This window comes from Neoactinobaculum massilliense (assembly GCF_900604955.1).
Taxonomy (GTDB): domain Bacteria; phylum Actinomycetota; class Actinomycetes; order Actinomycetales; family Actinomycetaceae; genus Neoactinobaculum; species Neoactinobaculum massilliense.
The window spans coordinates 431,333-454,857 of the sequence record NZ_UWPE01000001.1; the positions used below are offsets into that span (position 1 = coordinate 431,333).

Here is a 23,525-nt window from a genome sequence, read left to right on the forward strand (position 1 = left end):
GTGTAGCGTTCGAGGCTAGCGGACAGTGGCGCGCGCTAGGCTCGGGGCATGACTTGGAATCGAAAAGATGGGCGCGCCGTCGACGAGATGCGCCCCGTATCCATCACCCGCCACTACTTCGACGCCGGCGAGGGCAGTGTGCTGGTCACCTTCGGGAACACCACGGTGCTGTGCGTCGCCTCCTTCGAAGAGGGTGTGCCGCGGTGGCGCAAGGGAACGGGCAAGGGTTGGGTGACGGCGGAATACGCGATGCTACCGCGCGCCACCAATTCACGCTCCGCCCGCGAATCCGTCAAGGGCAAGGTAGGCGGGCGCACCCATGAAATCTCGCGGCTTGTGGGACGTGCGCTGCGCGGCGTCGTGCGCTTGGACAAGCTGGGAGAAAACACCATCACCCTGGACTGCGATGTGCTTCAGGCGGACGGCGGGACTCGTACGGCGTCGATCACCGGCGCCTTCGTGGCGCTCGCGGATGCGATCAACTGGGCGGTGGGGCAGCGAATTCTCGCTCCGGCGGAGGTTCTCACGGACACGGTCTCCGCGATCTCCGTGGGGGTGGTGGATGGACATCCGGTGCTGGATCTTCCCTACGAGGAGGATTCTCGCGCGGATACGGACATGAACGTGGTGGCCACGGGCGGGACAGGTAAATACATCGAGGTGCAGGGCACCGCGGAGCGGGATCCGTACTCCCGGCAAACGCTCGGTACGCTGCTGGACCTGGCGGATAAGGGTAATGCGCAGCTGGCGGCTATTCAGCGTGACGCGCTGTTCGGCGAGAACGCGATTCGGGCCGGATTGATTGGAGGAATCAAGTGAGCACGCAGCAAGCGGGGGCGGCCGGGGCCGTCAAGATTCTCCTGGCCACGCACAGTGCCGGGAAAGTAGCGGAACTGAAGGAGCTCCTTGAGCCGCTACTGCCCGGTATCACCGTGCTCAGCGCGGCCGATGTGAACTTTGCGGAACCGGTCGAGGACGCGGTGACCTTCGAGGGCAATGCCCTTATCAAGGCGCGTGCGGCCGCCGCGGCCACCGGACTCATAAGCGTGGCCGATGATTCGGGACTGGTGGTGGATGTGCTTGGGCATGCGCCAGGCGTGTTCTCCGCGCGCTGGTCCGGACACCACGGGGACGACGTGGCCAACTATCAGTTGCTGCTGGCCCAGCTCTCCGATGTGCCGGACGCGTACCGCACGGCCCGCTTTTTCTGCAGTGCCGTGGTGGTGACGCCCGATGGCCGCGAGGCCACCGCGGGCGGAGAAATGCGAGGGAAACTATTGCGTCAGCCCCGCGGTACCAATGGATTCGGCTACGATCCGATTTTCCAGCCGGAGGGCGAAACCCGTTCCTCGGCAGAGCTAACGGCCGAGGAGAAGGACGCCATCTCGCATCGAGGTAAAGCCTTCCGGGCCCTCGCGCCGGAGATTGTGCGGCTGGTGGCAGAAGGATAGGCGGCTAAATCTCCCCGAGCTCCGCCAGCGCCCGGCGGAGCAGGGAGGCGTGCCCGGGCGACATCTCCGCCTGCAATTCGGGCGTTTTCACCTCACCCAGCGTGAACCAGGTGAATTCGAGGGCGTCGTTGCCCGGATTAACGGTGCCATCAATCGGGACAATGTAGGACAGATCCACCCGGTGCTGGCGCGCATCTTGCAAATCTTCGGCGCGCGTACCGGGGGTGGGGAAGTACTCCTGCACGGAGAAGGGCGTGATCGAGTGGGGGAGACGCGCCAGCGACAAATTGCCGAGGTCCTTTTCAATGTGGCGGGCGAGGGCATCCCGGATCGGTTCATGAAACAGCACGCGCCCGGAGGGGAACTCTCGGCTGATCCCCGTCTCATCCACCCGCAGCAGCATCCCAATGCCCGCGCAGGTGCCGTCGTCGTCCAGACGAATCGGTACCACGTCCACATACACGATCGGTACCTTGCGGCGCACAAATTCGAGGTCCTCGAGCGAGAGCCACGGGCCCATGTCGGCGGAATCGATCTCACTCATGGGTCCAGTGTGCCAGGATTGGGCGCTAACTCGAGAATTTGTTCGTATACCGGGACGGTGGGATTGCGGCGGCGATATATCGACCGCCGGACGTCCTTGCCTGTGCCGCAGTACCGCATAGGGGCGCGGGTGGGCGGAATAGCACGGTATGCGTGACCGAGCGCGTTCCCCAGCCGTTTACCCTGAGCATTCCGTCCGTTTACCGTGAATTAACGGTTCGCTCCTAGCTTTTCTGCTGTCTACGAATGGCACCGGGCATCGGTGCTGTCGTTGGGCAACTAAGGAGCACTATGCATTCGGCTAAGAAAGGCCGGCTCGCTGCTGTCAGCGCGGCCGCCATGCTCGCGCTCACGGGTGCAAGCATGGCCACCCCGGCCATGGCAGCGGTAACCACGCCCGCTGCATCTTCAGCTACCGGCTCCACGCCGGCGCAGGGTCAGCAACCCACCTCCACCACCATTTCCTCTACCGGACTCAAGCCCGGTCAGATCAAGCACGTGTGGCTGATCATCCTGGAAAACAAGTCCTACGACGCCACGTTCAGCGGCCTTAACCAGAACTCATACCTGTGGAAGGAACTACCGAAGCAAGGTGCCCTGGTGCAGAACTACTTCGGCACCGGTCACTACTCGCAGGACAACTACACCTCCATGGTGTCTGGCCAGTCCGCCTCCTATGATTTGCAGTCTGATTGCGATGTGGCGAACACACCATTCTCCGACAACGATCACATCAACACCACGCACAACGGCTCCGCGTTTGGGCAGACGGACAACTACGGCCAGGCCACCTCCCTCGCCGGCGCGAATGCCTCCGATGGCAAGAACGGGTGCACCTACCCCCGCGAGGTCCCCACGCTGTTCAACCAGTTCGATGCGGCTGGCGTGAGCTGGAAGGGTTACGCGCAGGATCTGCGGAACATCCCGGGCCGTGAGGATGGTCCCGCCGGAGCTCCTGGCACCCTTGAGAACTCCCCGTACACCAACCCGAAGAACATGCAACCGAGCGCCGCTGAGAAGGCCGCCGGCATCACGTCCTTCACGGGCGCCACCGCGGACGGCACCGACCAGTACGTGGCCAAGCACTATCCCTTCCCCTGGTTCGCTTCTATTACGGGTCAGGATGGCGGCGCGCTCACCACGCCGGTTGATGGCGGCACGGATGCCGATACCGCCCACCATGCCAACCTGGCCGATCAGGACAACGGCCTGATCGCTGACCTCAACAAGCCGGCGGATGAGGTACCAGCATTCAACTGGATCACCCCGAACAACTGCTCTGATGCGCATGACGCCACCTGCAAGGGCAACAACATGTCCGGCCTGTTCGACGAGAACGGCAACCCGGACTACTCCCTCCCGCTGGACACGCCGGCCAAGAACAACACCGGCGGGCTCTACGCCTCGGATCTATTCCTGCGCTACTACATTCCGCTCATTGAAAACTCCGCCGCCTTCAAGGATGGCGGACTCATTGACATCACCTTCGACGAGGCCAATCCGCCGTTTGTGAACATGTCCTTCAATAATGCGACGGATCAGACGGACGTGGCCAAGGCCGCTGCCTCCAACGAGCTCTACCAGTACAAGCAGCAGAACGTGACGGATCTGGCCGATGGCTACAAGGACTATGCGGCGCACACCTTCCCGCAATCCTCTGATATGGCCAAGAACTACATCGTTGCTGACCAGGCCGGCCAGAACATTAACGGCAAGAACGTCACCTGGGAGCCCACGGGCCCGAACTCCACCCTGGAGACGGACGCCAACGGCAACCAGCTCTACCCGGGCCCTGGCGACAACGGGTACATCACCCGTCCGCCAGCCTGCGATGAAACCGGTGCGGATGGCTTCAACTGCGTGGAGGGTGCCAAGAATACCGGCTACTACGCAAGCGGTGCCAAGACCCTCAAGAATCTCAGCGTGCCGGCTGGTGCCTCGAGCATCACGGCGAGCGTGACCGTGGGTGACACGGGACGTGCCGTGACGGGCACGGGTATTCCGGATGGCACCTTTGTAGGCACCGTTACCAACGAGGGCCCGCATGCGCCGTCGTTCGATCAGGGCATGAACGCCTCCTTCACGCTGGTGGATAAGAACGGCAACCCCGTGAAGACCACCGCGGCGGTCACCGAAGTGACGCTCTCCGCCACAGGAATTCCCGGCCACCTGAACGAGGGGGAGACCCCGAACGTCCTCTTTGACGCTCAGGATGCCACGCCCGGCGGTGGTCGCACCGGCTCCGTACTCATTTCCCCGCTCATCAAGCCAGGAACCGTGTCCACCACGTACTACAACCACTACTCGTGGCTACGCACCATGGAGGACATCTTCCAGGTGTCAAACGGCACGGATAATACGCCGCTTGCGGCCGGCACCGTGTCCGGCGGCCTCGACGGCGAGGGTCATCTCGGTTTCGCCGCGCAAGCGGGCCTGGCGCCCTTCGGTACCGATGTGTTCACGAACGCCTCGACTCCGACCGATCAGCCCACGAGTGAGCCCACTGGTACCCCGACCGATCAGCCCACGGGCAACCCGACGAGCAAACCGACCACCGGTAAGGGCAGCGCGGCCGTCAACCCCACGGGTAACCTCTTCGAGTTCTACGTGTCTGGCCGGCCTTCCGACGGCGTCAAACTAGTTCCCTTTGGCAAGGCGCTTGACGAGGGCTTTGCGGGTGACTGGAATGGTGACGGTACCGCTACCGCGGGGGTGCGGCGCGGAAATGTGTTCATGCTGAAGAATTCGCACCGGGGCGGTCAGGCGGACGTCACCTTTGCTTATGGGCGCCCGGGTGACCAGGTGCTGGTTGGTGACTGGAACGGTGACGGTAAGGACACCATCGCGGTGCGCCGCGGCAACGTGGTGTATGCGAAGAATTCACTGTCCGGTGGCCAGGCGGACGTCACTTTCGCATACGGCAAGGTGAGTGACAAGGCTATCGCCGGTGACTTCAACGGCAATGGCAAGGACACGGTGTCCGTGGTACGTGGCAACGTGATCCACGTGAAGAATGCGTTGGCCGGTGGCCAGGCAGACCGGCAGTTTGCCTACGGCCACAGCGGGGACAGGTTCCTCGCCGGTGACTGGAATGGTGACGGTAAGGATACGGTGTCGGTGGTGCGCGGCAACGTGCTCCACGTGAACAACGGTCTCAAGGCCGGCGCCGCTGATTCCCGCATTACCTTCCCGCATCTGGGCAAGGCGGTTTTCAGCGGTGACTTCACTCGGTCAAGAGCCGATACGCTCGGCACACACAAGTAGCAAGTAGCTGGTGAATCGGTGGGCCGGGGGCAACCTCGGCCCACCATGAAGGATCCCTATGAAGTCACGTGTCTTTGCGATAATTGCGCTTCCCGTCCTACTCGCGGGATGCGGGGGAGCGGGGCAGTCAGGAAATTCGGCTACCTCGCTTTCAGCGGCTGAACAGCTGGCAAGCCAGGGGGCGCCCAGCTATCTTCCATCCACCTCGCCGGCCTCGGCCACGTTGGATGGCTCGGCCAAAGAACCTGCGCTTACTATGCAGGGCCTCGCCGTACGCGTGAGGCTGGAAGGCAGCGACAGGCTCACCATGAAGGTGAGCGGCCCCTTCACCACCGTCACCGATGACCCGTCGGTGGAGGCGGCTGATTGTACATGGACGGTGGAGATTTCCGACGTTCACGGCACCATTCCACTGTCCACCGCCCAGTTCAATGTGCAGGATGCACGCGGCACCTATCACACGCTCTCCGCCGGCACGGGCGATATGCCCACGCGCATCACAGACGGGCACACGGCAACGTTCAAGCTTCACGGTACCGTGCCCTCCGGTGACGGCATGCTGCGCTGGGCGCCGGACGGCACTCATGTGGTGGCGCTGTGGGACTACATTGGCGAGTTTGATTAGCCGACGCCGGACCGGGTAGGTGGGACGGCGCCTTCCGGGGCACGCACCACGGAGGTGGCGGGCTACGCGCCCACCCGACGTCGTCGGTACCACGGAGCGGATACTCGGCACCTCCGCCGGGAGACGATAGGCTAGACAGTATGCGCCCCGTACCTCGATCCCTCAGTACCGCCCTTACCGTTTACTTTGCCCTCAACATGGTGGTGGGCTGGGTGACGGTCATTATGAAACAGAGTGCGGATCTCTATGTCACCATCGTCTTCGGCACGCTCGGCGTCATTCTGGCTACCTGGGCCTGGCGGCGTAGGCGACCGTGGATCTTTGCGGCCGGCATCCTCTTCGCGCTGCTATTCACGCCGTCACCGTTGGGCATGTGGCCAATGACAATCGGCTTTGTCGGCTTCCTGGTGTGGGCTGTCTGGTACACGAAGTACTACATCGATACTCATGAAGGATTGATCTAATGAAACTGGCAGTTGGGGATACGGCTCCGGAGTTCACGTTGGAGACCCTGGACGGGACGGTCACACTTTCGCGAGCGCTGGAGGAGTCCGAGCGTGGCGTGATCGTCTACTTCTACCCGAAAGCTCTGACGCCCGGTTGCACCACCGAGGCCTGTGATTTCCGCGATTCGGAGAACTCGCTGCGCGGAGCCGGGTACACGGTCATTGGGATTTCAGCGGACCCGGTGGCCAAGCTGCAGAAATTCGTGGATAAGAATGCGCTCAACTTCCCACTCGCTTCAGATCCGGATCGCTCCGTGCACGAGGCCTATGGAGCCTACGGAGAGAAAATGAGCTTCGGACGCAAGGTGGTGGGCACAATCCGTTCCACCTTCGTGGTGGGCAAGGATGGCAAGATTCTTCAGGCGCAGTACGGGGTGCGAGCCTCCGGGCATGTGGCACGGCTGCGGCGCGAGCTGGGGATTGACTAGCCGGTAGTGACGGAGCGCCTAGCGCGCAGCGCGAAGCCACGCGATACAATGTACGGGCTTCGCGCGAGTGGCGGAATTGGTAGACGCGCCAGATTTAGGTTCTGGTACCTCTCGGTGTGCGGGTTCAAGTCCCGCCTCGCGCACCAGTTTCTGTGCACCATCGGCTGGGTCAACTGCCCGGCCGATTACTTTTTGGCGGCGTAGATTCGATCGACCACGTCCGCGAAATTCTTGAGCACAACCTCGCGGCGCACCTTCATGGACGGTGTCAGCATCCCGTTCTCCTCCGTGAAATCGCCGGGAAGCACCTCGAATTTACGAATCGATTCGGCTCGGGATACATGCGCATTTGCGCGGTCAATGCCGCGCTGAAGGGATGCGAGCACCGCCGGGTGAACGCGTGCCTCGGCGGTGCTCATTGGCGGGAGCTTATGCGCCCGCAGCCAGCCGGGCAGCAGCTGCGCATCAAGCGTGATAAGGGCAGCGATAAACGGCTTCCGGTCTCCAATCACCATGATTTGCGAGATGAGCGGGTGTGAGGCCAGCGCATCCTGGAGCACGTCCGGCGCTACGTTCTTTCCGCCGGCCGTCACAATGAGATGCTTCTTCCGGCCAATGATTTCCAATGCGCCGTTTTTATTCACGGAGCCGAGATCACCGCTGAGGAACCAGCCATCCTCAAATGCGGCCGCGGTAGCCTCCGCATTGTTGTGATAGCGGCGGAAGACGCCGGGGCCTTTAATCTGAATTTCGCCGTCCTCGGCAATACGAACCCGGGTGCCGGGGAATGTGCGGCCCAGATTGCCCGGCACGGCCTTACCCCAGTCCTGCACGGTGCCGGAGCCCAGCGTTTCGGTGAGGCCGTAGATCTCCGTCACCGGCATGCCGATCCCGCCATAGAAGTGGGAGAGGTCGTTTCCCAGGGGTGCGCCGGCGGAAATAATTCCGCTGACCTTTCCACCCACGGCATAGCGGATCTTCGAGAGAACAAGGCGATCAGCCAGGCGCCGTTCAAGGCGGAACAGCGGTCCATGGAAGTGCTTCTGGCTGTTGCGCTCGGCCACGCTCGCCGCCCACTTGAAGATACGTCGCCCAAGTCCGGCGCCGGCCTTGGCCTCGGCCGCGTTGTATACCTTCTCCAGTACGCGCGGCACCACGACGAGCAGGGTGGGCTGGAACATGTGAAGATCGTGGGTGAGATTGTGGATATTGGGGGCAAAGGCCACCTGCGCGCTTCCACCAATGCAGATGAGCGTGATAATCCGCCCCATGACGTGCGCGAGGGGAAGGAACTGGAGCAGGCGGGTTTGAGGATTCATCACCAGTCGCGGTGACCATTCGCGCGCGCCAAGGCAAATATAGGTGAAATTACTGTGCGTGAGCTCTACGCCCTTCGGGCGTCCCGTGGTGCCGGAGGTGTACACGATCGAATACAGCGTGTCCCCGGAAATGCCGCGTATCCGGGCGTCTAGATCGTCCTCCGTCACCGCGGTGGCGTGCGTCTCCACCTGCGAAAGTCCTTCGGCGTCGAGCATAACGATCACCTGGTCGGTGGCCTTGGAGCTAACCAGTTCACGCCGGTCCGCCGTATCAACAAACACGCCGCGTACGTTGGCGTCCTCAAGGATCCACTCCAGCTGGGAGGCCGAGTCCGTCTGGTAGATGGGCACAACTACGAGTCCGGAAAGCGCGCACGCCAGGTCGAGGAGGCACCACTCAAGCGACGTGGCGCCCATGATGCCAATGGCGTCCCCGCGCTGGAACCCCATACCTATGAGGCCGCGCGCGATCTTTCGAATGCGCGAATCTAAGTCACGCATGGTGAGCGGACGCCAGCCATCGCCGAGGGGCTCGGGCTCGTAGAGGACGGGCGAATTTGGTAGACGCTTGAGGCGATCGGCCAAAAGATCGGGCACGGTGACGATTCTCTTGGCATGGCGACGCATCTTGCGCGGCGTGACGTTCTTCACGGCAGTTCTCCTTAGTTACGCTTCGGTAACTTATTGCATAAGCGTACGCCTTTAGCTTGGAAATGGCTGAATACGGGCATGGATGTGACCGCGGCAACCCCGTGGCTCACGTACCCTGGGGACATGAAGATTGCACGCCTCAGTTTGCAGCAGGGCCCGCGGTACGGGGTCTATGACGAAGTGAAGCACGACTACATTGTGTTGTCCGATGACCCAATGTTTGGGGATTCCACGCCAACCGGTCAGCGTATTCCGGCTACGGAGGCGAACCTGGTGGCGCCCATGCTGCCCCGCTCCAAGGTGATTGGTTTCGTGGGCTCGTACGCTAGTGATGCGCGCCTTGAGGATCTGGGCGTGTTCATCAAGCCCAACACGGCGGTATCCGGCCCGAATGATCCGCTCGTTATTCCCGCCTGGGCGGACCAGGTATTTATTGAACCTGAGCTGGCCATCGTGATTGGCCGGCCGGTGAAAGACATTGCGCCAGATCGTGCGCATGAGGCCATTTTTGGTTTCACCCTCTCCAACGACGCCACCTCCACCGCGTCCGGTGCCCGCGCGAAAATGTGGGACACGAGCCTGCCGCTCGGTCCGATCATTGACACGGCGCTGGATACCTCAAGCCTGGACCTGGTTGCCAGCATCAATGGTGAGGAGGTAGGCCGCGCCTCCACCGCAACGCTCGCCTTTAGCCCTGAGGAACTGGTGGCCTACGCGTCCAGCCTGGCCACCCTGCTACCCGGCGACATCATCTCCACCGGCACCCCGTTGCGCAACTGCTTCGTGCACGCCGGGGACACCGCAGAGGTAAGCCTGGAGGGGATCGGCACGCTCACGAACCCCGTCTACAAGGCCGAGTAGTTTCACCGGACATCGGGCGCGTGCGGAGGCGGGCCCGGACGACGCCGCTAGCTCACGGCCTTAATCCGTAACGCGCGTCGCAGTCCGGTGGTACTCAAACCGGGCGCAACTAGGCCACCGGAATGGCCGGAGAGTCCTGGCCACGCAGAGCTTTCTCAATGCGATCTAGCGCGTCATTGAGCACCGGTTGCGTGGTGGCGAAGATCATGCGGGCCGACTGCTCGTATCCCCGGCCAAAATTCTGGCCGGGGGAGAGGCTCACCTTCGCGTGCTCACGCAGATAATCCGCGGGGTGCTCCGCAAGCGCGCGGTTGGCAGCGCCGGAGAAGTCAAGCCAGGTGATATAGGTGGCCTCCACATGCGGTGCGGTAACACCCGGCCAGTGCGCCACGCGTTCCTCAATCATGCGGGCATTCTCGCGTAGGTTCGCCTGCACCTGTGCGATCCACCCCTCGCAGTCGCGGTAGGCCACCACACCCGCGCGCGCACCAACCAGCGCGCAGTCATTACCGATTCCGGCGCGGGCGGCGTCGTCCGGGTTGTGGAACACCACCTGTGCGCACTTGAGGCCCGCGATGTTCCAGCCTTTCGAGGCAGAGATCGCGGAAACCGTGCGGGCGCGCGTGGTAGGGGTGAGCGGGGCGAAGGGACAGAACGGGGCTGAAAGAGTCAGCGGGGCATGAATGTTGTCCTCGAACACGCGAGCGCCCGTCGCCTCAATGAGTGTGGCGACCTCCTCCAGCTCCGTGCGCGTGAGGCTGCGGCCCACCGGATTCCACGGATTGCAGAGAATGAGGAGGCTGTCCTTCGTGAGGGCGGCGCGCAGGCCATCCAGATCCAGGTGCCACATGCCGACGTCGAAGAGGGAGGGCACCTCAACAATTGGGTGCCCATGCAGTGCGGGCAGACTAAGGAACGGGGCATAGGCCGGGGTTGGCACTACAACGGGCGCACCCGGTGCGAGGAATGTGTCAAGGGTGAGGGAGAGCGCGGAGAGCACATCCGGGAGCAGGCCGATGCGCTCTGTATCCGGAGCCGGGCCAAACTGTGCCAGGTAGCTTGCTGTGGCCTCCCGGAGTGCCGCGCCGTCCACCGCGGGGACGTAACCCAGGGTGCCCGCTTCGGCGTCGTGAATAAGACAGTCACGAATCTCAGGGGCCACCCCGTAATCCATCTCGGCCAAATGCATGCCGATCGTGCCCGGGAAGTCCGTCCACTTCTTGGAAGTGTTGCGAATAAGGCGGGAAACATCGAATTCATCGCGCATGCCCTTAGGGTAGCCTGAAGCCACTATGGCTATCACAACAGCAACGGGATCGGATATTCGCGTTCGTTTCGCACCGTCCCCCACCGGTACCCCGCACGTGGGCATGGTTCGCACGTGCCTCTTCAACTACGCCTACGCCCGTCATACGGGCGGAACGTTCATTTTCCGCATCGAGGATACGGACGCGGCGCGCGACTCCGAGGAGTCCTACCACCAGATTCTGGACTCACTGCGCTGGCTTGGCCTCGACTGGGATGAGGGTATTGAAGTGGGCGGCCCCAACGGCCCCTACCGGCAGTCCGAGCGTATGGATATTTACAAGGACGTGGCAAAGAAGTTGCTGGAAGGCGGCTATGCCTATGAGGCTTTCTCCACGCCGGAGGAGGTGGAGGCTCGCCACCGCGCCAAGGGTGAGGACCCCAAGCTGGGCTACGACAACTTCGATCGTGATCTCACCGAGGAACAAAAGGCCGCCTTCCGTGCTGAGGGGCGCAAGCCGGTGCTGCGCATGCGCATGCCGGATACGGATATCACCTTCCAGGACATGGTGCGCGGTGAAGTGACGTTCAAGGCGGGCAGCGTGCCGGACTACGTGATTGTTCGCGCCAACGGTGATCCGCTCTATACGCTCACCAACCCGGTAGACGATGCCCTCATGGAGGTGACGGACGTGCTGCGTGGAGAGGATCTGCTCTCCTCCACGCCGCGTCAGATTGTGCTTTACGCCGCGCTCCAGGAGCTGGGCATCGCCAAGTGGGAGCCGCGTTTCGCCCATCTGCCCTACGTGATGGGGGAGGGAAACAAGAAGCTCTCCAAGCGTGACCCGAAGTCGAACCTGCTGCTGCACCGCAAACGCGGCATTATCCCCGAGGGCATGGATAACTACCTCGCCCTGCTTGGCTGGTCCTACGCGCCCACCGAGGACGTGTTCTCGTTGCAGCAGATGGTGGAGCGCTTTGATATCCACAACGTGAACGGCAACCCCGCGCGGTTCGACGACGCCAAGTGCGTGGCGATCAATGCGGAACATATTCGGCTCCTGGACGTTGCTGATTTCACGGCGCGGTTGGTGCCCTACCTTGACGTGCTCGGGGTCGATTCGATTGATCAGCTCGCGCCGGAGGTGCGGGCCACGCTTGAGGCCGCTGCTCCGCTGGCGCAGTCCCGTATGAAGCTGCTGGGTGAGGCGCCCGCGCTACTCGGCTTCCTCTTCACCGACACCGTGGAGTACAACCCCAAGGCCGTGAAAAAGCTGAAGGATACGGCGCCGGACGTGCTGCGTGCGGCACGGGAGGTGCTGGCCGGGCTAGCGGACTTCACCGCCACCGCCATCAAGCCGGCCCTGGATGCCAAGCTGGTGGAGGAGATGGGTATCAAGCCGCGGCAGGCCTACGCGCCGCTATTCGTGGCTATGACCGGCACCAACGTGTCCATCCCGGTCATCGACTCCATCGCCATCCTGGGGAGGGAAAAGGCGTTGGCGCGGATCGACGCCGCACTGCGCATGCTTGAAAACTAGCGCGGCTACAAGTGGCGGCGGGCGAAGCTTGCCCGCCGCCACTTTTTATCCGTACTACTGGCCTGCAATGGGGCGGGCAATGCATTCTCACACAGACCGTTCTGTGTGACCTGATTCATGGGAACTGGCATTTGAACTGTTGAGGGTGGATCTGTAAACTAGTACATCGTTGCTCCTCTGGAACAACAAGCCAATTGGGGTATGGTGTAATTGGCAACACAGGTGATTCTGGTTCATCCGTTCTAGGTTCGAGTCCTGGTACCCCAGCGGTGGAGTGATCCTCCGTCAATTGAATAAGCTCCGTTCGTCTAGCGGCCTAGGACATCGCCCTCTCACGGCGGTAACGGCGGTTCAAATCCGCCACGGAGTACAGGGAAAGCGGCAGGCCTAAAGGTCTGCCGCTTTTTGTGTTTAGGCACCGACCGCCTCTCCCTGATCGCCCGGTGCTCAGGCGTTGCGGCCAGGGTGCCACTCTTACCTCTGATAAAGAGACAGCAGGGAAGGCTCAGCTGAGGTGTTTCGTGCCAGCGTATAGAGCAGATCCCGCAATCCCAGCCACCACTGACGGAGCGGAAGGCGGGTGGCCATGTCCATTTGCTCGTCGAAATGACGGATGGGGTAGGAACGGATATCGCCGTCCTGGGAGCCGATGTAGCGGGCATCACGCGTACCATCCCGGAATTGCCCCGTGAGGTCTGTGAGCGCTGCATCCACCAGGCGAATGGCTAGATCTCGATCGAACGGGCTCGGCTCTCCGCCCTGCTGTTGATGCCCAATCACCGCGGAGCGAGCATCAAACAGTCCGTGTCCCGCCTCCTCAAACAGGCGTGTAATGAGGTCCGTGGTGAGGTTTTCGTTGGCCTGTTCATTCCGGATCACCAGATACAGGGAGCGCTTACCGCGGAAGGACGCAACCATCGAGGCGGCGTCGTCCGAGAGCTGAGCAAGTGACATGCCCGTCTCCTGCAGATACACCTGCTCCGCACCCGTGGAGATGCCCGAGAGCAGCGCCAGGAAGCCGCAATTCCGTCCCATGGTTTCCACCACGAAGCAGCGGTTGGAAGCGGACGCACTCTCCTTCACGCGGTCGATCGCCTCCACGTTCGTGTTGAGAGCGGTATCCGCGCCGATGGAAAAGTCGTTGTTGGGCAGGTTGTTGTCGATGGAGGTGGGGATACACACCATGGGGATATTGAAGGCGGGGTAGTGGAGCCGCTCCTGGGCGAGGCTGAGGATGCCCTCGTACCCCGCCAGACCGCCGATCATGATGAGGCCATCAATGCGGCGTTCTTCGAGGGTGCGCGCAATGCCGAATAGCTCGCCCGTATCCGGAACCGTGCGGCGCGTGCCGAGCGCCGCACCGCCCGCGTTGCCCCACTTGTCGACGGAGCGCCAGGAGAGCGGCACAATGTCGCCGTCCACAAGACCGGGGAAACCACCACGCACGCCCACCATTTCCAGGCCCAGAGCCTCGCCCAGTTGGACGGCGGTACGCGCGGCCGTATTCATGCCCGGCGCCAGCCCGCCCACATGGACGATGGCCACGCGCCTGCGGCGGCGTGCGGGCGAATCCGTGAGCGGTGTAGAAAGCCGGTGGAACAGTTCCAACTTATGGGCGAAATGCGGGCCGCGGGCCGCCAGTGAGGCGGCGTAGTCGCCCCGCTCCAGGTGTGTACCCACGGCCTGTGTATTGGCCACGGCTTCGGCTAGCGGGAGGCGCACAATCTGCTCGGCGCGGGTGCCAAAAATATAGGAGTCATCGCCAGGGCCGGCCGCAAGTACCTCCAGGGTGGCCGTATGGCCCAGAGCGCTACTCATCCAGCGGTCATAGGCCGATGGTGTGCCCCCGCGCTGCACGTGGCCCAGCGCGGTGATGCGCGGCGCCTCACCCACCCTCTCGGCGATCGCCTGCTGAATACGGGCGGCCGTGAGCGGTGTGCCGTGACGATCCTGGCATCCCTCGGCCACGATGATAATGGAATCGCGCCGGCCGGCCGCATGGGCGGCGCGAATCTTGGCCACCACGGCGTCTTCCCAACCATCCTCCGGCGGAAGCTCGGGGATGAATACCTCATCCGCGGCGGATCCGAGTGCGGCGGTGAGGGCCAGGTAGCCGCAGCGACGTCCCATCACCTCAACGATGAAGGTGCGCTGGTGTGAGGCGGCCGTGGAGGCAATAGCGTCTGTCGCGTCCATGATGCGGTGCAGCGCCGAGTCAGTACCCACCGTCATCGAGGAGCCCACCAGATCGTTATCAATGGACCCCACAATTCCGGCGATGTGAAGGGACGGGTGCGCGGCGGCGTCGTCGGAAGAAATTGCGCCCTGCGCGAGCAAATCGGTGAGGTGATCGCGCCATTCACGGGCGAGTGTGTCCGCTCCGGTGAGAGAACCATCCCCGCCAACGACGACGAGACGGTCAATACCCCGGCGCACCAGATTGAGTGCCGCACGCTGGCGGCCGGAGCGCTCACGGAATTCTGCCGAGCGGGCGGTACCGATGACGGTGCCGCCGCGGCCGAGGACCGACGAGACGTCGGACCAGCCGGCCCGAACGATCGCGTCCCCGCCCTCCATGACGCCACGCCACCCCTCATGGATCGTGTAGGGAACGGCACCCGCGTGGAGGGAGGTGCGCACCACCGCGCGCACCACCGCATTCATGCCCGGGGCGTCCCCGCCCGAGGTGAGGACACCAATATTCAGTTGCTCACTCATACCCTCACTCTATGTGACTATCGCAACAGTGGGTGGGGTTCGCCGGCTACTTCTACGCTTCGTCGCGGCCGGGCAGCCAGGTGTTGTGCTTCTTGCCCCACTTATGCTCGCGGCGATAGGCCTTGGCGGCGGCCAGTTCCCGCGGGGCGAGCCGGTCAATATAGAGGTGGCCGGTGAGGTGGTCGTACTCGTGCTGAAGAATGCGCGCGAACCAGCCGGTGGCGTTAATCTCGTAGTGCTTACCGGTCACATCCTGGGCGCGCAGGATGGCGTGAGGGGAGCGAGCTAGCGGGTAGTAGACGCCGGGGAAGGAGAGGCAACCCTCATCCTGCGGCTCATCACGAGTGGGGTCCACGGGCTCAATCCACAGCTCCGGATTGATTGCCGCGCCGCGCTCGGGGGCCTCGTCCTGGTCCGCGTATATCCACACGAAGAGTGATTTATTCACGCCCACCTGCGGGCCGGCTAGCCCGACGCCGGGGGCCGCGACCGTCGTGTCATACATGTCGTTGACAAGTTTCTCCAATTCCTTGTCAAACGTTGTAACAGGTTGGGTGGGTGTTGCCAGTACCGGATCACCCGTGATGTAGATAGGAAGAATTGCCATGGCGCCCAGTTTAGCCGCCGGGTGCGCGGGTGAGCCGCGGGTGTCTGCAGCCTGGCGAGCCAGCGGGGCGACGGCGCGCCATGGGCGGAGAGTAGTCCGTGGTACGACGCCGGGGTGACCGCCGTGGTGGGAGGCTTCTGGGTGTGATGGAATTGGGACATGCGAATTGCCCTCATCTCAGACTGTTTTGCGCCCCGACTGGGCGGGATCGAAACGCAGGTGCAGGGCCTGGCTACCGTCTTAGCGGAACGCGGTCACGAGGTACTGGTGGTGACGGAAACGCCGGAGGGCAGTCTGGGACGCTCCCGCGGCGTCGTCGGCGGTGTACGAACATGGCGCCTGGCATCACCATTCCTCGGCAACGTACCCATTAATCCGCTCTCCGGTCCCGCGCTGGAGGACGCGATGCGCGGGGCGGACGTGGTGCACATTCACACCGGGGTGGTCTCGCCGTTTGCCTGGCACGCGGGGATGATTGCCGCGCGCCGAGGCATTCCGGCGGTGATGACATGGCACTGCGTCTTGGATCCGGGCGCGAGGATACTCCGGGCGAGTGGTTTCCCGGCGTGGCTGGCGCGTCACGGCGTGCAGCATAATGCGGTCTCCGCCATGGCTGCGCGGCTGGTGCAGCGGGCCGTCGGTGAGGCGGGCGAGGTACGGGTGGTACACAACGGGGTGGATCTCAGTGCCTGGCGCGCGGTGGCGGAGGTGCGCCTGAACGGCGGCCCGGAAATGCGTACCAAGCCCGGTGGAGGGAAACAGGAGAGCGAGAATCAACCAGGGGATGGAAGGAATAGCCGGTCCCGTGTGGCACGGCCAATTCAGGTGGTTTCGGCCCGGCGTCTGGCGCCGCGGAAACGCAACCGTGCGCTCATTGAAACCGTGGCGCGGGCGCGGGCGCTATCCGGGGTTGACGCGCACCTCACCATCTTTGGCGACGGGCCGCTGCGATCATCGTTGCTCCGCCTAGCCGAGCGATGCGGGTGGGGATGGCTGGATCTTCCCGGCAGGCGCACGCCCGCGCAGTTGCGCACGGCCTACCGCACCGCGGATATCTACCTGTCCGTGTCCCGTAAAGAGGCCTTCGGCATTGCCACGCTTGAGGCGCGAGCCACGGGACTCCCGGTGGTGAGCCCGGCGGGCACAGGTTCCGATGATTTCATTGCCGACGGCGTGGATGGCCTACTGGGTGGGAGCGATGACGATGTGACGCACCGGCTGGCGCAACTGCTGGAGGATGATGCGCTACGGGAGCGAATCGCCGCTCATAATGCGGCCGTGGCACCCAAGGAGGGTTGGCCGGTGATCGCCGCGCAAACGGAAGCCGAGTATGCGCGGGCAATCGCGGCGCAGCATAGGTAAATGAGGACGCTACCGGCGGCGGGCGTTACCGGTGGCGCATAGCAAGGCTAGATTGCGAGCCTCTACCGCTCCTCGTACCGGTCCGTGCCCTGCATGATCTCGGTGAGGCGCTTACCGGCAGCCACAACGGGCGGCGCATACTGGCGTCCCGGCTGCCGGCTCATTCGCTCCACCGGGCCGGAAATGGATACGGCGGCGATCACGCGCCCGTTCGGGCCGCGTACGGGCGCTGAGACGCTGGCCACCCCGGCTTCCCGTTCGCCGATGGACTGCGCCCACCCGCGGCGTCGTACCGCCGAGAGATTTGTGGCCGTGAAGGTGGCACCCTGTAGGCCGCGGTGCAGACGCTCGGGCTCCTCCCATGCGAGCAGCACCTGGGCGGAGGAGCCGGTACGCATGGAGAGAATGGCGCCCACGGGAATGGAATCGCGTAGCCCCATGGAGCGCTCGGCAACGGCCACGCACACGCGATCCTCGCCCTGGAGCCGGAACAGCTGTGCCGATTCACCCGTGTGATCGCGCAGCGCCGTAAGAATCGGCTTGGCAGCAACCAGGAGGCGGTCCTCACCGGCAGCGGCGGAAAGTTCGGCGAAGCGAGGTCCTAAAACAAACTGCCCCTGTACATCGCGTGCCACGAACCGGTGGTAAACAAGGGCCATCGCAAGCCGGTGGGCGGTGGGGCGAGCCAGGCCCGTGGTGGTGACCAGCTGTGCGAGTGACTGTGGTCCGGCTTCTAGTGCGTTGAGTACCGCGGCGGCCTTGTCCAGTACTCCCACACCGCTTCCGCTTTTCGACTGATGTGACTGGTCCATATTCTGATACTCCCATTCCAAAGCGTGGTCCGGCAATGCCATAATACGGCGCGCCGAGGCGGTGTGCCTCACACGGGGAATACTGGGCGGGTACCGTGGGTTTTCTAAGGAGTTGCAGTGCGCCGTCCAGGCGCCCGTGCGGGAAGGACAACATGGTTTCACAGCTCAGAGTTACCGGTGGCACGCCACTCAACGGAGAAATCACCGTGCGCGGTGCTAAGAACTTCGTGTCGAAGGCCATGGTGGCCGCCCTGCTCAGCCAGGAGAAATCCGTGCTTCGCAATGTGCCAGATATTCGCGACGTGGCGGTGGTCACCGAACTGCTTCGCCTGCATGGGGCGGACGTTGACTATGACGTACCCTCCGGCACCCTAGAAATCACCCCGGGTGATATTCATCTTCCGGACGATCCGGCGGATATGGACGCGGTGGCGGGTTCCTCGCGCATTCCCATTCTCTTTGCGGGCCCGCTCCTGCATACCTTGGGGGAGGCATTCATTCCGGATCTAGGTGGCTGCCACATCGGCAACCGGCCGGTGGACTTCCACATGCAGGTGCTTGAATCTTTCGGCGCCAAGCGAATTCAGGAGCCGTCGGGGATGCATTTGGTGGCGCCGCAGGGTCTCACGGCCAAGCCCGTGCGTCTGCCCTACCCGTCCGTGGGTGCAACGGAACAGACTCTTTTCACCGCCGTCATGGCGAACGGCATCACGGTGCTTGAAAACGCCGCCGTGGAGCCCGAGATCATGGATCTCATAGCCGTGCTCCAAAAGATGGGTGCGATGATCTCCGTGGACACGGATCGCACCATCCGTATTGAGGGCGTGGATGAACTTCACGGATACGCTCACACGGCCCTGCCGGACCGTATTGAAGCGGGTAGCTGGGCCTCGGCCGCGCTGGCCACGCACGGAGACATCTTCGTACGCGGCGCCCAGCAGGAACCCATGATGAGCTACCTGAACATTTACCGGAAGGTGGGCGGCCAGTTCGATGTCACGGATGAGGGTATTCGCTTCTGGCATCCGGGCGGGCAGCTGCGCTCGCTCGCGCTTGAAACTGATGTGCATCCGGGCTTCATGACCGATTGGCAGCAGCCACTGGTGGTAGCCCTCACGCAGGCAACGGGTATGAGCATCGTCCATGAGACCGTCTACGAGGACCGTTTCGGTTTCACCGAGGCTCTCCGTGACATGGGCGCGCACATCCAGATCTACAAGGAATGCCTTGGCGGCCACGAGTGCCGCTTCGGCCAGCGTAACTTCTACCACTCGGCCGTCATTCAGGGCCCCACCAAGCTCCATGCGGCGGATGTGTTCGTCCCAGACCTGCGCGGCGGTTTCTCGCACCTCATTGCGGCGCTCGCAGCTGAGGGCACCTCGGTGGTATCCGGCGTGTCCATCATTGATCGCGGCTATGAGAACTTCGTGGGGAAGTTGCGCGCCCTCAATGCGGACGTGGAGGCCCTGGACTAAGCGGAACTAATAGTCCGACGCCGTACCGGGCTAGTAGGTGCGCACACGGCGTCGTACGTAGGTTCGTAGCCGCGCAGCGACGCCGTGACTTGCCTTTTTACACGGCGCCGCGGCTGCGGGGGAGATCGGTCCCCTCAACCGGACGCCATGTACCGCTTACCTAATCCGTGGCGATATCCACCACAAGCCGGGTGGGCGAGGTAAGCGTGAACACGCGGTAGGGCCGCTGCTTATCGACGCCGATCACCACCTGGTGCATGCCCTCAAAGGGGAGGGACACGTGGGCACCCTGGATTACGGTGGCGCCCCCGAGCCCGGCGGGGGCTACCTGCGCCTCGGTGGTGGCGTCCGTCGGGTAGGTGACACCACCGATGTTCAATTGGAGGAACGATTGCCCGCTCACTTTGAGTGGCTTACCTGACCCTTCCTCCACCGGGTCCGAGATATATGCGGCCGCATAGCTGAGGGCGTCCGTACCCCTGTACTGCACCACCAGGCGATCAAAGCCGCTATGGCGGGCGATGCGGGAGGACTCCACCAGGTTTGATCCATAGGCCTGATGATTCGCGGACTGCTGATCCTGGAGAGAAAATGCCTGCCCGGAGCTTGTGGAACTCGTCGAGGCCGGGCTGGCCGGCACCGTGGTGACGGTCGCTGGGCTGACGGAATTCGTTGACGGTGCTGGAGTATCAACCGAGATGGCGGTACTCGCTGTCTCGCTCGCCGAATTCGCTGCTGTACCGCTGCAAGCGGTCAACGACAGCATGCCGATGAGAAGCGCCACCGCGCCTGTGTTGTGCTTCATAGCTCCAGCCTACCGGCCTGAGGGGTGGGATTCTTCGCCGCGGCTAGGATGAGCGGGTCAGTGCGCTGCGTGGCGGGCATGCACCCGCCCGGTATATACAGGGTTACCCCTGGAAGGAGAAACGGTGGCAAAGACTCGGGTGGCACTCATCTACGGTGGAGTGTCGGGGGAGCGCGGGGTTTCTCGGCTCACGGCTGCGTCCGTCATGCGTGCGATGGACGCGGAGAAGTACGAGGCGGTGCCGGTGGCGATTGCGCCGGACGGCACCTGGGTGCCCGGTGAAACCACCCCGGAGGCGCTAGAGGCCGGTGGGGTGGAGCGAGAGATCGAGCCCGGTGCCACCACCGTGCGGGTGGGATTTGGTCGGGATCGCGGTCTATTTCTTATCTCCGACGGCGAGGTGACAAACCTCAATGTGGACGTGGCCTTCCCGCTGGTTCATGGTCCGTTCGGCGAGGACGGCACCATGCAGGGACTGCTGGAGATGGCCGGAATTCCCTATGTGGGGGATGGCGTATTTGCTTCCGCAGCCGGGATGGATAAGGCCTACATGAAGGTGGTACTGGAGGGTGCCGGCATTCCCGTGGCGCCCTACGTGGTGGCGGAGCCGCACCGGTGGAACCGCGACAGTGAGGGTGTACTCCAGGAGGCGACGAAGCTCCAGCTGCCGCTCTATGTCAAGCCGGCTCGCGCCGGTTCTTCCATCGGCATTTCGCGTGTGGCTGACTTTGCGGATTTGCGCCGCGCGGTCGAGGAAGCCCGAAAGGTTGACCCGAAGGTGCTCATTGAAGAAGGCATTAAGGGACGCGAGATTGAATGTGCGGTGCTGCAGGGGCGGGGAGACGCCTCTGCTCGTGCATCCGTGCTGGGGGAGATTGTGCTGGGCGTGCAGTGGTATGACTTCTCCACGAAGTATCTGGCCACCGAGGGCTTCCGCATGGCTGTACCGGCGGACGTTCCAGCGGAAACGGCCGCCGACATGCGAGACATGGCGGTGCGTGTATTCGAGGCGTTCGGTTGCGAGGGCATGACCCGGGTTGATTTCTTTCTCGCCGACGACGGACGCATTTTTGTCAATGAGCACAATACGGTGCCCGGATTTACGGCGGTGTCCATGTATCCGGTGCTCTGGGAGCATACCGGGCTGCCCTATTCAGCGCTTATCGATGAACTGATTGAACTTGCCCTGGCTAAGCCGGCGGGGGTCCACTAGGGGCGGGCGCAAACCGTAGGCGGATGCCGGCGGGGAGCGGCGGCGTCGTACATGTGAAGACGCACACGCTGGGAATGTTTTGCCTCCCCCGTGCGCTCTATGGGTGGTTGCGCATTCAACTACAGCGCGACGCGGATTAGACGAGAGAAGAATTCATGAAGATTGCATACATGGTGGGCGGGCTGTCCAAGGAATCGCACAATCAGGGTCTCGGCAAGTTCATCGCCGCGAATCCGCCGGAAGGCGTGGAGTTCGTGGAGCTGAACATCCGTGATCTGCCGCTTTACAACCGTGACTTTGATGCGGACTACCCGCAGGTAGCGCGCGACCTCAAGAACGCCGTGGAGGATGCCGACGGGCTGCTCATTATCACCCCGGAGCACAATCGCATGTACTCCGCCGCGATCGCAAACGCCCTCGAGTGGCTTTCGCGTCCGTGGGGCAAGGCCTCCCTCAAGCGTAAGCCCGTCTACATCGCCGGTACGGCCATGGGCCCGATCGGCACCGCCGTTGCTCAGGCGCACCTTCGCGCCACCGTTGGCTTCCAGGACGCGCTTGTCATGAACCAGCCGGAGCTGTACCTGGACTACACGAAGTTCGGTATCAACGCTGACGGCACCGTGGACAATGAGTCCACGCAGGAGTTCATCAAGGGCGCCATGGCCACGTTCGCCGCGTTCATCACTGAGCACGGCAACAAGGACCAGCAGACCCGCTCGGAGATGTAGTTCGCGCGCATCCGCCGAATCTTTGACCGCAGCCTTCGGGCTGCGGTTTTTTATGCCTCGTAGAGGGATACGGTGGTGCATTGGGGCGGGGCGAGGCGCAATCGGATTCTTCGAGGACGGCTGTAACGTGTGCTCTCGCTCGCGCGGGTCCGGCATCCTGCGCGTACACCACTACCTTGTCCACTTTTGTGTGCTCTCGCTCGCGCGGGTACGGCGTGAGATGATGGAGGGCGTGCTTGTGCGTGAAATGTCCGAGGATGAAATTCTTTCCTGTGTGGTGCCATTGCTGCCGTGCGGGCGGCATACAACGGTGCCGAATGGTGATGATTCGGCGGTGCTGGACACCCCGGACGGGCGCGTCACCGTGTCCACGGACATGCTGGTGGAAGGTATTCACTTCCGGCGGGACTGGTCCAGCGGCGAGGATGTGGGCTGGCGTGCAGCGATGCAGAATATCGCCGACGCCGTGGCAATGGGTGCCGCGCCCGTCAGCCTGGTGGTTTCCTTTGAGCTGCCGGGCGACCTCCCCGTCGAATGGGTGGAGGGGTTGGCGCGGGGCATTGCGGCGGCGTGCAGATCCTGCGGTTGCGGGGTAGACGGCGGCGATCTGGTGGCCGGGCGTGCGGTGGCCATTGGCGTCACGATCCTCGGGGACCTTGAGGGGCGGGTGCCGCTGCAGCGCTCTGGCGCTCAACCCGGGCAGCCTCTCATTCACGCCGGTGTGCTCGGTCACTCCATGGCCGGCCTCGAGCTGCTGCAGCGGGGCTTTGCGCCCGCAGCCGGCTTCCCGGATGCCGAGACCGTGTTCATCGATGATTTTCGCCGGCCTAAGCCCCCGGTTGCCGCGGCGCTGCGTGCGGCCGCCGAAGGGCGTATCGCCTCATTCATGGACGTGTCCGACGGGCTAGTGCGGGATTGCACGCGGCTGGCCAAAGCCAGCGGTGTATGGATCGATATTGATACGGATCTACTTCACGACGACGCCCAGGCGCTCATTGAACCCGCACGTCACCTCGGCATGAGTGATCCTTGGGGTTGGGCGTACCGAACCGTGCTGAGCGGGGGAGAGGATCATGGGTTCCTCGGTACGCTCGACGTGCCGGCCGAACGCGCCTGGGGGCCTGGACGCGGCCAGCTTCCGGACGGATTCCGCCGCATTGGCATTGTGCGGGATCGCGTGGCGGGTGGGAGAGTCACGCTCGATGGGCACGACGCCGTGGGCTTGGGTGGCTGGGATCACTTCGCGCGGTAGTGCTGGGTTCGTGCGGTAATAGCGGGCCCGCTTCCGTGCATGTCGCGCTAGAGTTTCCGCCCTTTTCTGGTTTGAAGGCCTTTAGTGTTGTTGTCGGGGTGCTAATACACCTTCAAAGT

The 23,525-nt window shown here is 63.2% G+C and carries 20 protein-coding genes and 3 tRNA genes; 16 read left to right on the plus strand and 7 right to left on the minus strand.

Translation table 11 applies throughout. The features are described from left to right. Positions 1 to 48: 48 nt before the first annotated feature. The gene (rph, locus tag EIH27_RS01910; protein ID WP_124039302.1) at positions 49 to 819 is read left to right on the plus strand and encodes a ribonuclease PH; all 771 of its coding nucleotides are present in this window, start codon (positions 49 to 51) and stop codon (positions 817 to 819) included. Further along, the gene (rdgB, locus tag EIH27_RS01915; RefSeq protein WP_206424854.1) at positions 816 to 1,451 is read left to right on the plus strand and encodes an RdgB/HAM1 family non-canonical purine NTP pyrophosphatase; all 636 of its coding nucleotides are present in this window, start codon (positions 816 to 818) and stop codon (positions 1,449 to 1,451) included. The genes rph and rdgB overlap by 4 nt, the downstream gene beginning before the upstream one ends. Before the next feature lie 4 nt (positions 1,452 to 1,455). Here the strand turns inward: rdgB and EIH27_RS01920 are convergent, their stop codons facing one another. Further along, positions 1,456 to 1,995: a DUF4916 domain-containing protein gene (locus EIH27_RS01920; RefSeq protein WP_124039303.1), complete on the minus strand. Its 540-nt coding sequence runs from the start codon at positions 1,993 to 1,995 to the stop codon at positions 1,456 to 1,458. Between the two features lie 290 nt (positions 1,996 to 2,285). Here EIH27_RS01920 and EIH27_RS01925 point away from each other — a divergent pair, with 290 nt between their 5' ends. From EIH27_RS01925 to EIH27_RS01945, 5 genes are all read left to right on the plus strand, one after another. Beyond that, a complete protein-coding gene (locus EIH27_RS01925; RefSeq protein WP_124039304.1) occupies positions 2,286 to 5,258 on the plus strand; it encodes a PT domain-containing protein in 2,973 nt (990 codons plus the stop codon). Between the two features lie 58 nt (positions 5,259 to 5,316). Next, positions 5,317 to 5,883 (plus strand): hypothetical protein, encoded by a 567-nt coding sequence (locus tag EIH27_RS07875; protein WP_206424855.1) that lies wholly within the window; start codon positions 5,317 to 5,319, stop codon positions 5,881 to 5,883. A gap of 140 nt (positions 5,884 to 6,023) precedes the next feature. After that, positions 6,024 to 6,347 (plus strand): hypothetical protein, encoded by a 324-nt coding sequence (locus tag EIH27_RS01935; protein ID WP_124039305.1) that lies wholly within the window; start codon positions 6,024 to 6,026, stop codon positions 6,345 to 6,347. After that, positions 6,347 to 6,817, plus strand: a complete 471-nt coding sequence (locus EIH27_RS01940) for a peroxiredoxin (RefSeq protein WP_124039306.1) — start codon at positions 6,347 to 6,349, stop codon at positions 6,815 to 6,817. Before EIH27_RS01935 ends, EIH27_RS01940 begins: the two co-directional genes overlap by 1 nt. Positions 6,818 to 6,878: 61 nt before the next feature. After that, positions 6,879 to 6,963: transfer RNA gene (locus tag EIH27_RS01945), tRNA-Leu, on the plus strand. A gap of 39 nt (positions 6,964 to 7,002) precedes the next feature. Here EIH27_RS01945 and EIH27_RS01950 read toward each other — a convergent pair. Continuing rightward, positions 7,003 to 8,787 carry an AMP-dependent synthetase/ligase gene (locus EIH27_RS01950; RefSeq protein ID WP_241152932.1) on the minus strand — a complete coding sequence of 595 codons (1,785 nt, stop codon included), beginning with the start codon at positions 8,785 to 8,787 and terminating at the stop codon, positions 7,003 to 7,005. A gap of 123 nt (positions 8,788 to 8,910) precedes the next feature. On the opposite strand from EIH27_RS01950, the gene EIH27_RS01955 reads away from it, so the two are divergent. Continuing rightward, complete coding sequence (locus tag EIH27_RS01955; protein WP_124039307.1) at positions 8,911 to 9,648, plus strand: fumarylacetoacetate hydrolase family protein; 738 nt, start codon at positions 8,911 to 8,913, stop codon at positions 9,646 to 9,648. Positions 9,649 to 9,757: 109 nt separating this feature from the next. On the opposite strand, the gene EIH27_RS01960 is transcribed toward EIH27_RS01955, so the two are convergent. After that, a complete protein-coding gene (locus EIH27_RS01960) occupies positions 9,758 to 10,915 on the minus strand; it encodes a MalY/PatB family protein (RefSeq protein WP_124039308.1) in 1,158 nt (385 codons plus the stop codon). Positions 10,916 to 10,940: 25 nt separating this feature from the next. On the opposite strand from EIH27_RS01960, the gene gltX reads away from it, so the two are divergent. From gltX to EIH27_RS01975, 3 genes are all read left to right on the plus strand, one after another. Further along, positions 10,941 to 12,434: a glutamate--tRNA ligase gene (gene gltX / locus EIH27_RS01965; RefSeq protein ID WP_124039309.1), complete on the plus strand. Its 1,494-nt coding sequence runs from the start codon at positions 10,941 to 10,943 to the stop codon at positions 12,432 to 12,434. A gap of 195 nt (positions 12,435 to 12,629) precedes the next feature. Next, a tRNA-Gln gene (locus EIH27_RS01970) sits at positions 12,630 to 12,701 on the plus strand. A gap of 30 nt (positions 12,702 to 12,731) precedes the next feature. Further along, positions 12,732 to 12,804, plus strand: a tRNA-Glu gene (locus EIH27_RS01975). Positions 12,805 to 12,908: 104 nt separating this feature from the next. Here EIH27_RS01975 and EIH27_RS01980 read toward each other — a convergent pair. Then, positions 12,909 to 15,152, minus strand: coding sequence for a 6-phosphofructokinase (locus tag EIH27_RS01980; protein ID WP_124039310.1), 2,244 nt, complete (start codon positions 15,150 to 15,152; stop codon positions 12,909 to 12,911). Between the two features lie 52 nt (positions 15,153 to 15,204). After that, the gene (gene def, locus EIH27_RS01985) at positions 15,205 to 15,759 is read right to left on the minus strand and encodes a peptide deformylase (RefSeq protein WP_124039311.1); all 555 of its coding nucleotides are present in this window, start codon (positions 15,757 to 15,759) and stop codon (positions 15,205 to 15,207) included. A 159-nt stretch (positions 15,760 to 15,918) separates the two neighbouring features. Here def and EIH27_RS01990 point away from each other — a divergent pair, with 159 nt between their 5' ends. Further along, complete coding sequence (locus EIH27_RS01990) at positions 15,919 to 17,121, plus strand: glycosyltransferase family 4 protein (protein ID WP_124039312.1); 1,203 nt, start codon at positions 15,919 to 15,921, stop codon at positions 17,119 to 17,121. Between the two features lie 62 nt (positions 17,122 to 17,183). On the opposite strand, the gene EIH27_RS01995 is transcribed toward EIH27_RS01990, so the two are convergent. Beyond that, positions 17,184 to 17,933, minus strand: a complete 750-nt coding sequence (locus EIH27_RS01995) for an IclR family transcriptional regulator (RefSeq protein WP_124039313.1) — start codon at positions 17,931 to 17,933, stop codon at positions 17,184 to 17,186. A gap of 152 nt (positions 17,934 to 18,085) precedes the next feature. Between EIH27_RS01995 and murA the strand changes: the two genes are divergently transcribed. Continuing rightward, positions 18,086 to 19,408 carry a UDP-N-acetylglucosamine 1-carboxyvinyltransferase gene (gene murA, locus EIH27_RS02000; RefSeq protein ID WP_124039314.1) on the plus strand — a complete coding sequence of 441 codons (1,323 nt, stop codon included), beginning with the start codon at positions 18,086 to 18,088 and terminating at the stop codon, positions 19,406 to 19,408. Positions 19,409 to 19,568: 160 nt separating this feature from the next. Here murA and EIH27_RS02005 read toward each other — a convergent pair whose 3' ends face one another. Then, positions 19,569 to 20,213 carry an AMIN-like domain-containing (lipo)protein gene (locus EIH27_RS02005; RefSeq protein WP_124039315.1) on the minus strand — a complete coding sequence of 215 codons (645 nt, stop codon included), beginning with the start codon at positions 20,211 to 20,213 and terminating at the stop codon, positions 19,569 to 19,571. 124 nt (positions 20,214 to 20,337) lie between these two features. Between EIH27_RS02005 and EIH27_RS02010 the strand changes: the two genes are divergently transcribed. From EIH27_RS02010 to thiL, 3 genes are all read left to right on the plus strand, one after another. Next, on the plus strand, positions 20,338 to 21,426 hold the full coding sequence (locus EIH27_RS02010; protein ID WP_124039316.1) for a D-alanine--D-alanine ligase family protein: 1,089 nt from the start codon (positions 20,338 to 20,340) through the stop codon (positions 21,424 to 21,426). 155 nt (positions 21,427 to 21,581) lie between these two features. Then, positions 21,582 to 22,154, plus strand: coding sequence for an NADPH-dependent FMN reductase (locus EIH27_RS02015; protein ID WP_124039317.1), 573 nt, complete (start codon positions 21,582 to 21,584; stop codon positions 22,152 to 22,154). A 127-nt stretch (positions 22,155 to 22,281) separates the two neighbouring features. Then, positions 22,282 to 23,406, plus strand: coding sequence for a thiamine-phosphate kinase (thiL, locus tag EIH27_RS02020; RefSeq protein WP_241152933.1), 1,125 nt, complete (start codon positions 22,282 to 22,284; stop codon positions 23,404 to 23,406). The last annotated feature ends 119 nt before the right edge of the window (positions 23,407 to 23,525 follow it).

What these genes read in the sequence shown, in the direction of transcription:
- gltX (WP_124039309.1), top strand. Translation starts at nt 10,941, where the DNA reads ATGGCTATCACAACAGCAACGGGATCGGATATTCGCGTTCGTTTCGCA.
- EIH27_RS01940 (WP_124039306.1), top strand. Translation starts at nt 6,347, where the DNA reads ATGAAACTGGCAGTTGGGGATACGGCTCCGGAGTTCACGTTGGAGACC.
- EIH27_RS01990 (WP_124039312.1), top strand. Translation starts at nt 15,919, where the DNA reads ATGCGAATTGCCCTCATCTCAGACTGTTTTGCGCCCCGACTGGGCGGG.
- EIH27_RS01980 (WP_124039310.1), bottom strand. Translation starts at nt 15,152, where the DNA reads ATGAGTGAGCAACTGAATATTGGTGTCCTCACCTCGGGCGGGGACGCC.
- EIH27_RS01925 (WP_124039304.1), top strand. Translation starts at nt 2,286, where the DNA reads ATGCATTCGGCTAAGAAAGGCCGGCTCGCTGCTGTCAGCGCGGCCGCC.
- EIH27_RS02005 (WP_124039315.1), bottom strand. Translation starts at nt 20,213, where the DNA reads ATGAAGCACAACACAGGCGCGGTGGCGCTTCTCATCGGCATGCTGTCG.
- murA (WP_124039314.1), top strand. Translation starts at nt 18,086, where the DNA reads ATGGTTTCACAGCTCAGAGTTACCGGTGGCACGCCACTCAACGGAGAA.
- EIH27_RS01960 (WP_124039308.1), bottom strand. Translation starts at nt 10,915, where the DNA reads ATGCGCGATGAATTCGATGTTTCCCGCCTTATTCGCAACACTTCCAAG.
- EIH27_RS01920 (WP_124039303.1), bottom strand. Translation starts at nt 1,995, where the DNA reads ATGAGTGAGATCGATTCCGCCGACATGGGCCCGTGGCTCTCGCTCGAG.
- rph (WP_124039302.1), top strand. Translation starts at nt 49, where the DNA reads ATGACTTGGAATCGAAAAGATGGGCGCGCCGTCGACGAGATGCGCCCC.
- EIH27_RS01955 (WP_124039307.1), top strand. Translation starts at nt 8,911, where the DNA reads ATGAAGATTGCACGCCTCAGTTTGCAGCAGGGCCCGCGGTACGGGGTC.
- def (WP_124039311.1), bottom strand. Translation starts at nt 15,759, where the DNA reads ATGGCAATTCTTCCTATCTACATCACGGGTGATCCGGTACTGGCAACA.
- EIH27_RS01935 (WP_124039305.1), top strand. Translation starts at nt 6,024, where the DNA reads ATGCGCCCCGTACCTCGATCCCTCAGTACCGCCCTTACCGTTTACTTT.
- EIH27_RS07875 (WP_206424855.1), top strand. Translation starts at nt 5,317, where the DNA reads ATGAAGTCACGTGTCTTTGCGATAATTGCGCTTCCCGTCCTACTCGCG.
- EIH27_RS02015 (WP_124039317.1), top strand. Translation starts at nt 21,582, where the DNA reads ATGAAGATTGCATACATGGTGGGCGGGCTGTCCAAGGAATCGCACAAT.
- EIH27_RS01995 (WP_124039313.1), bottom strand. Translation starts at nt 17,933, where the DNA reads ATGGACCAGTCACATCAGTCGAAAAGCGGAAGCGGTGTGGGAGTACTG.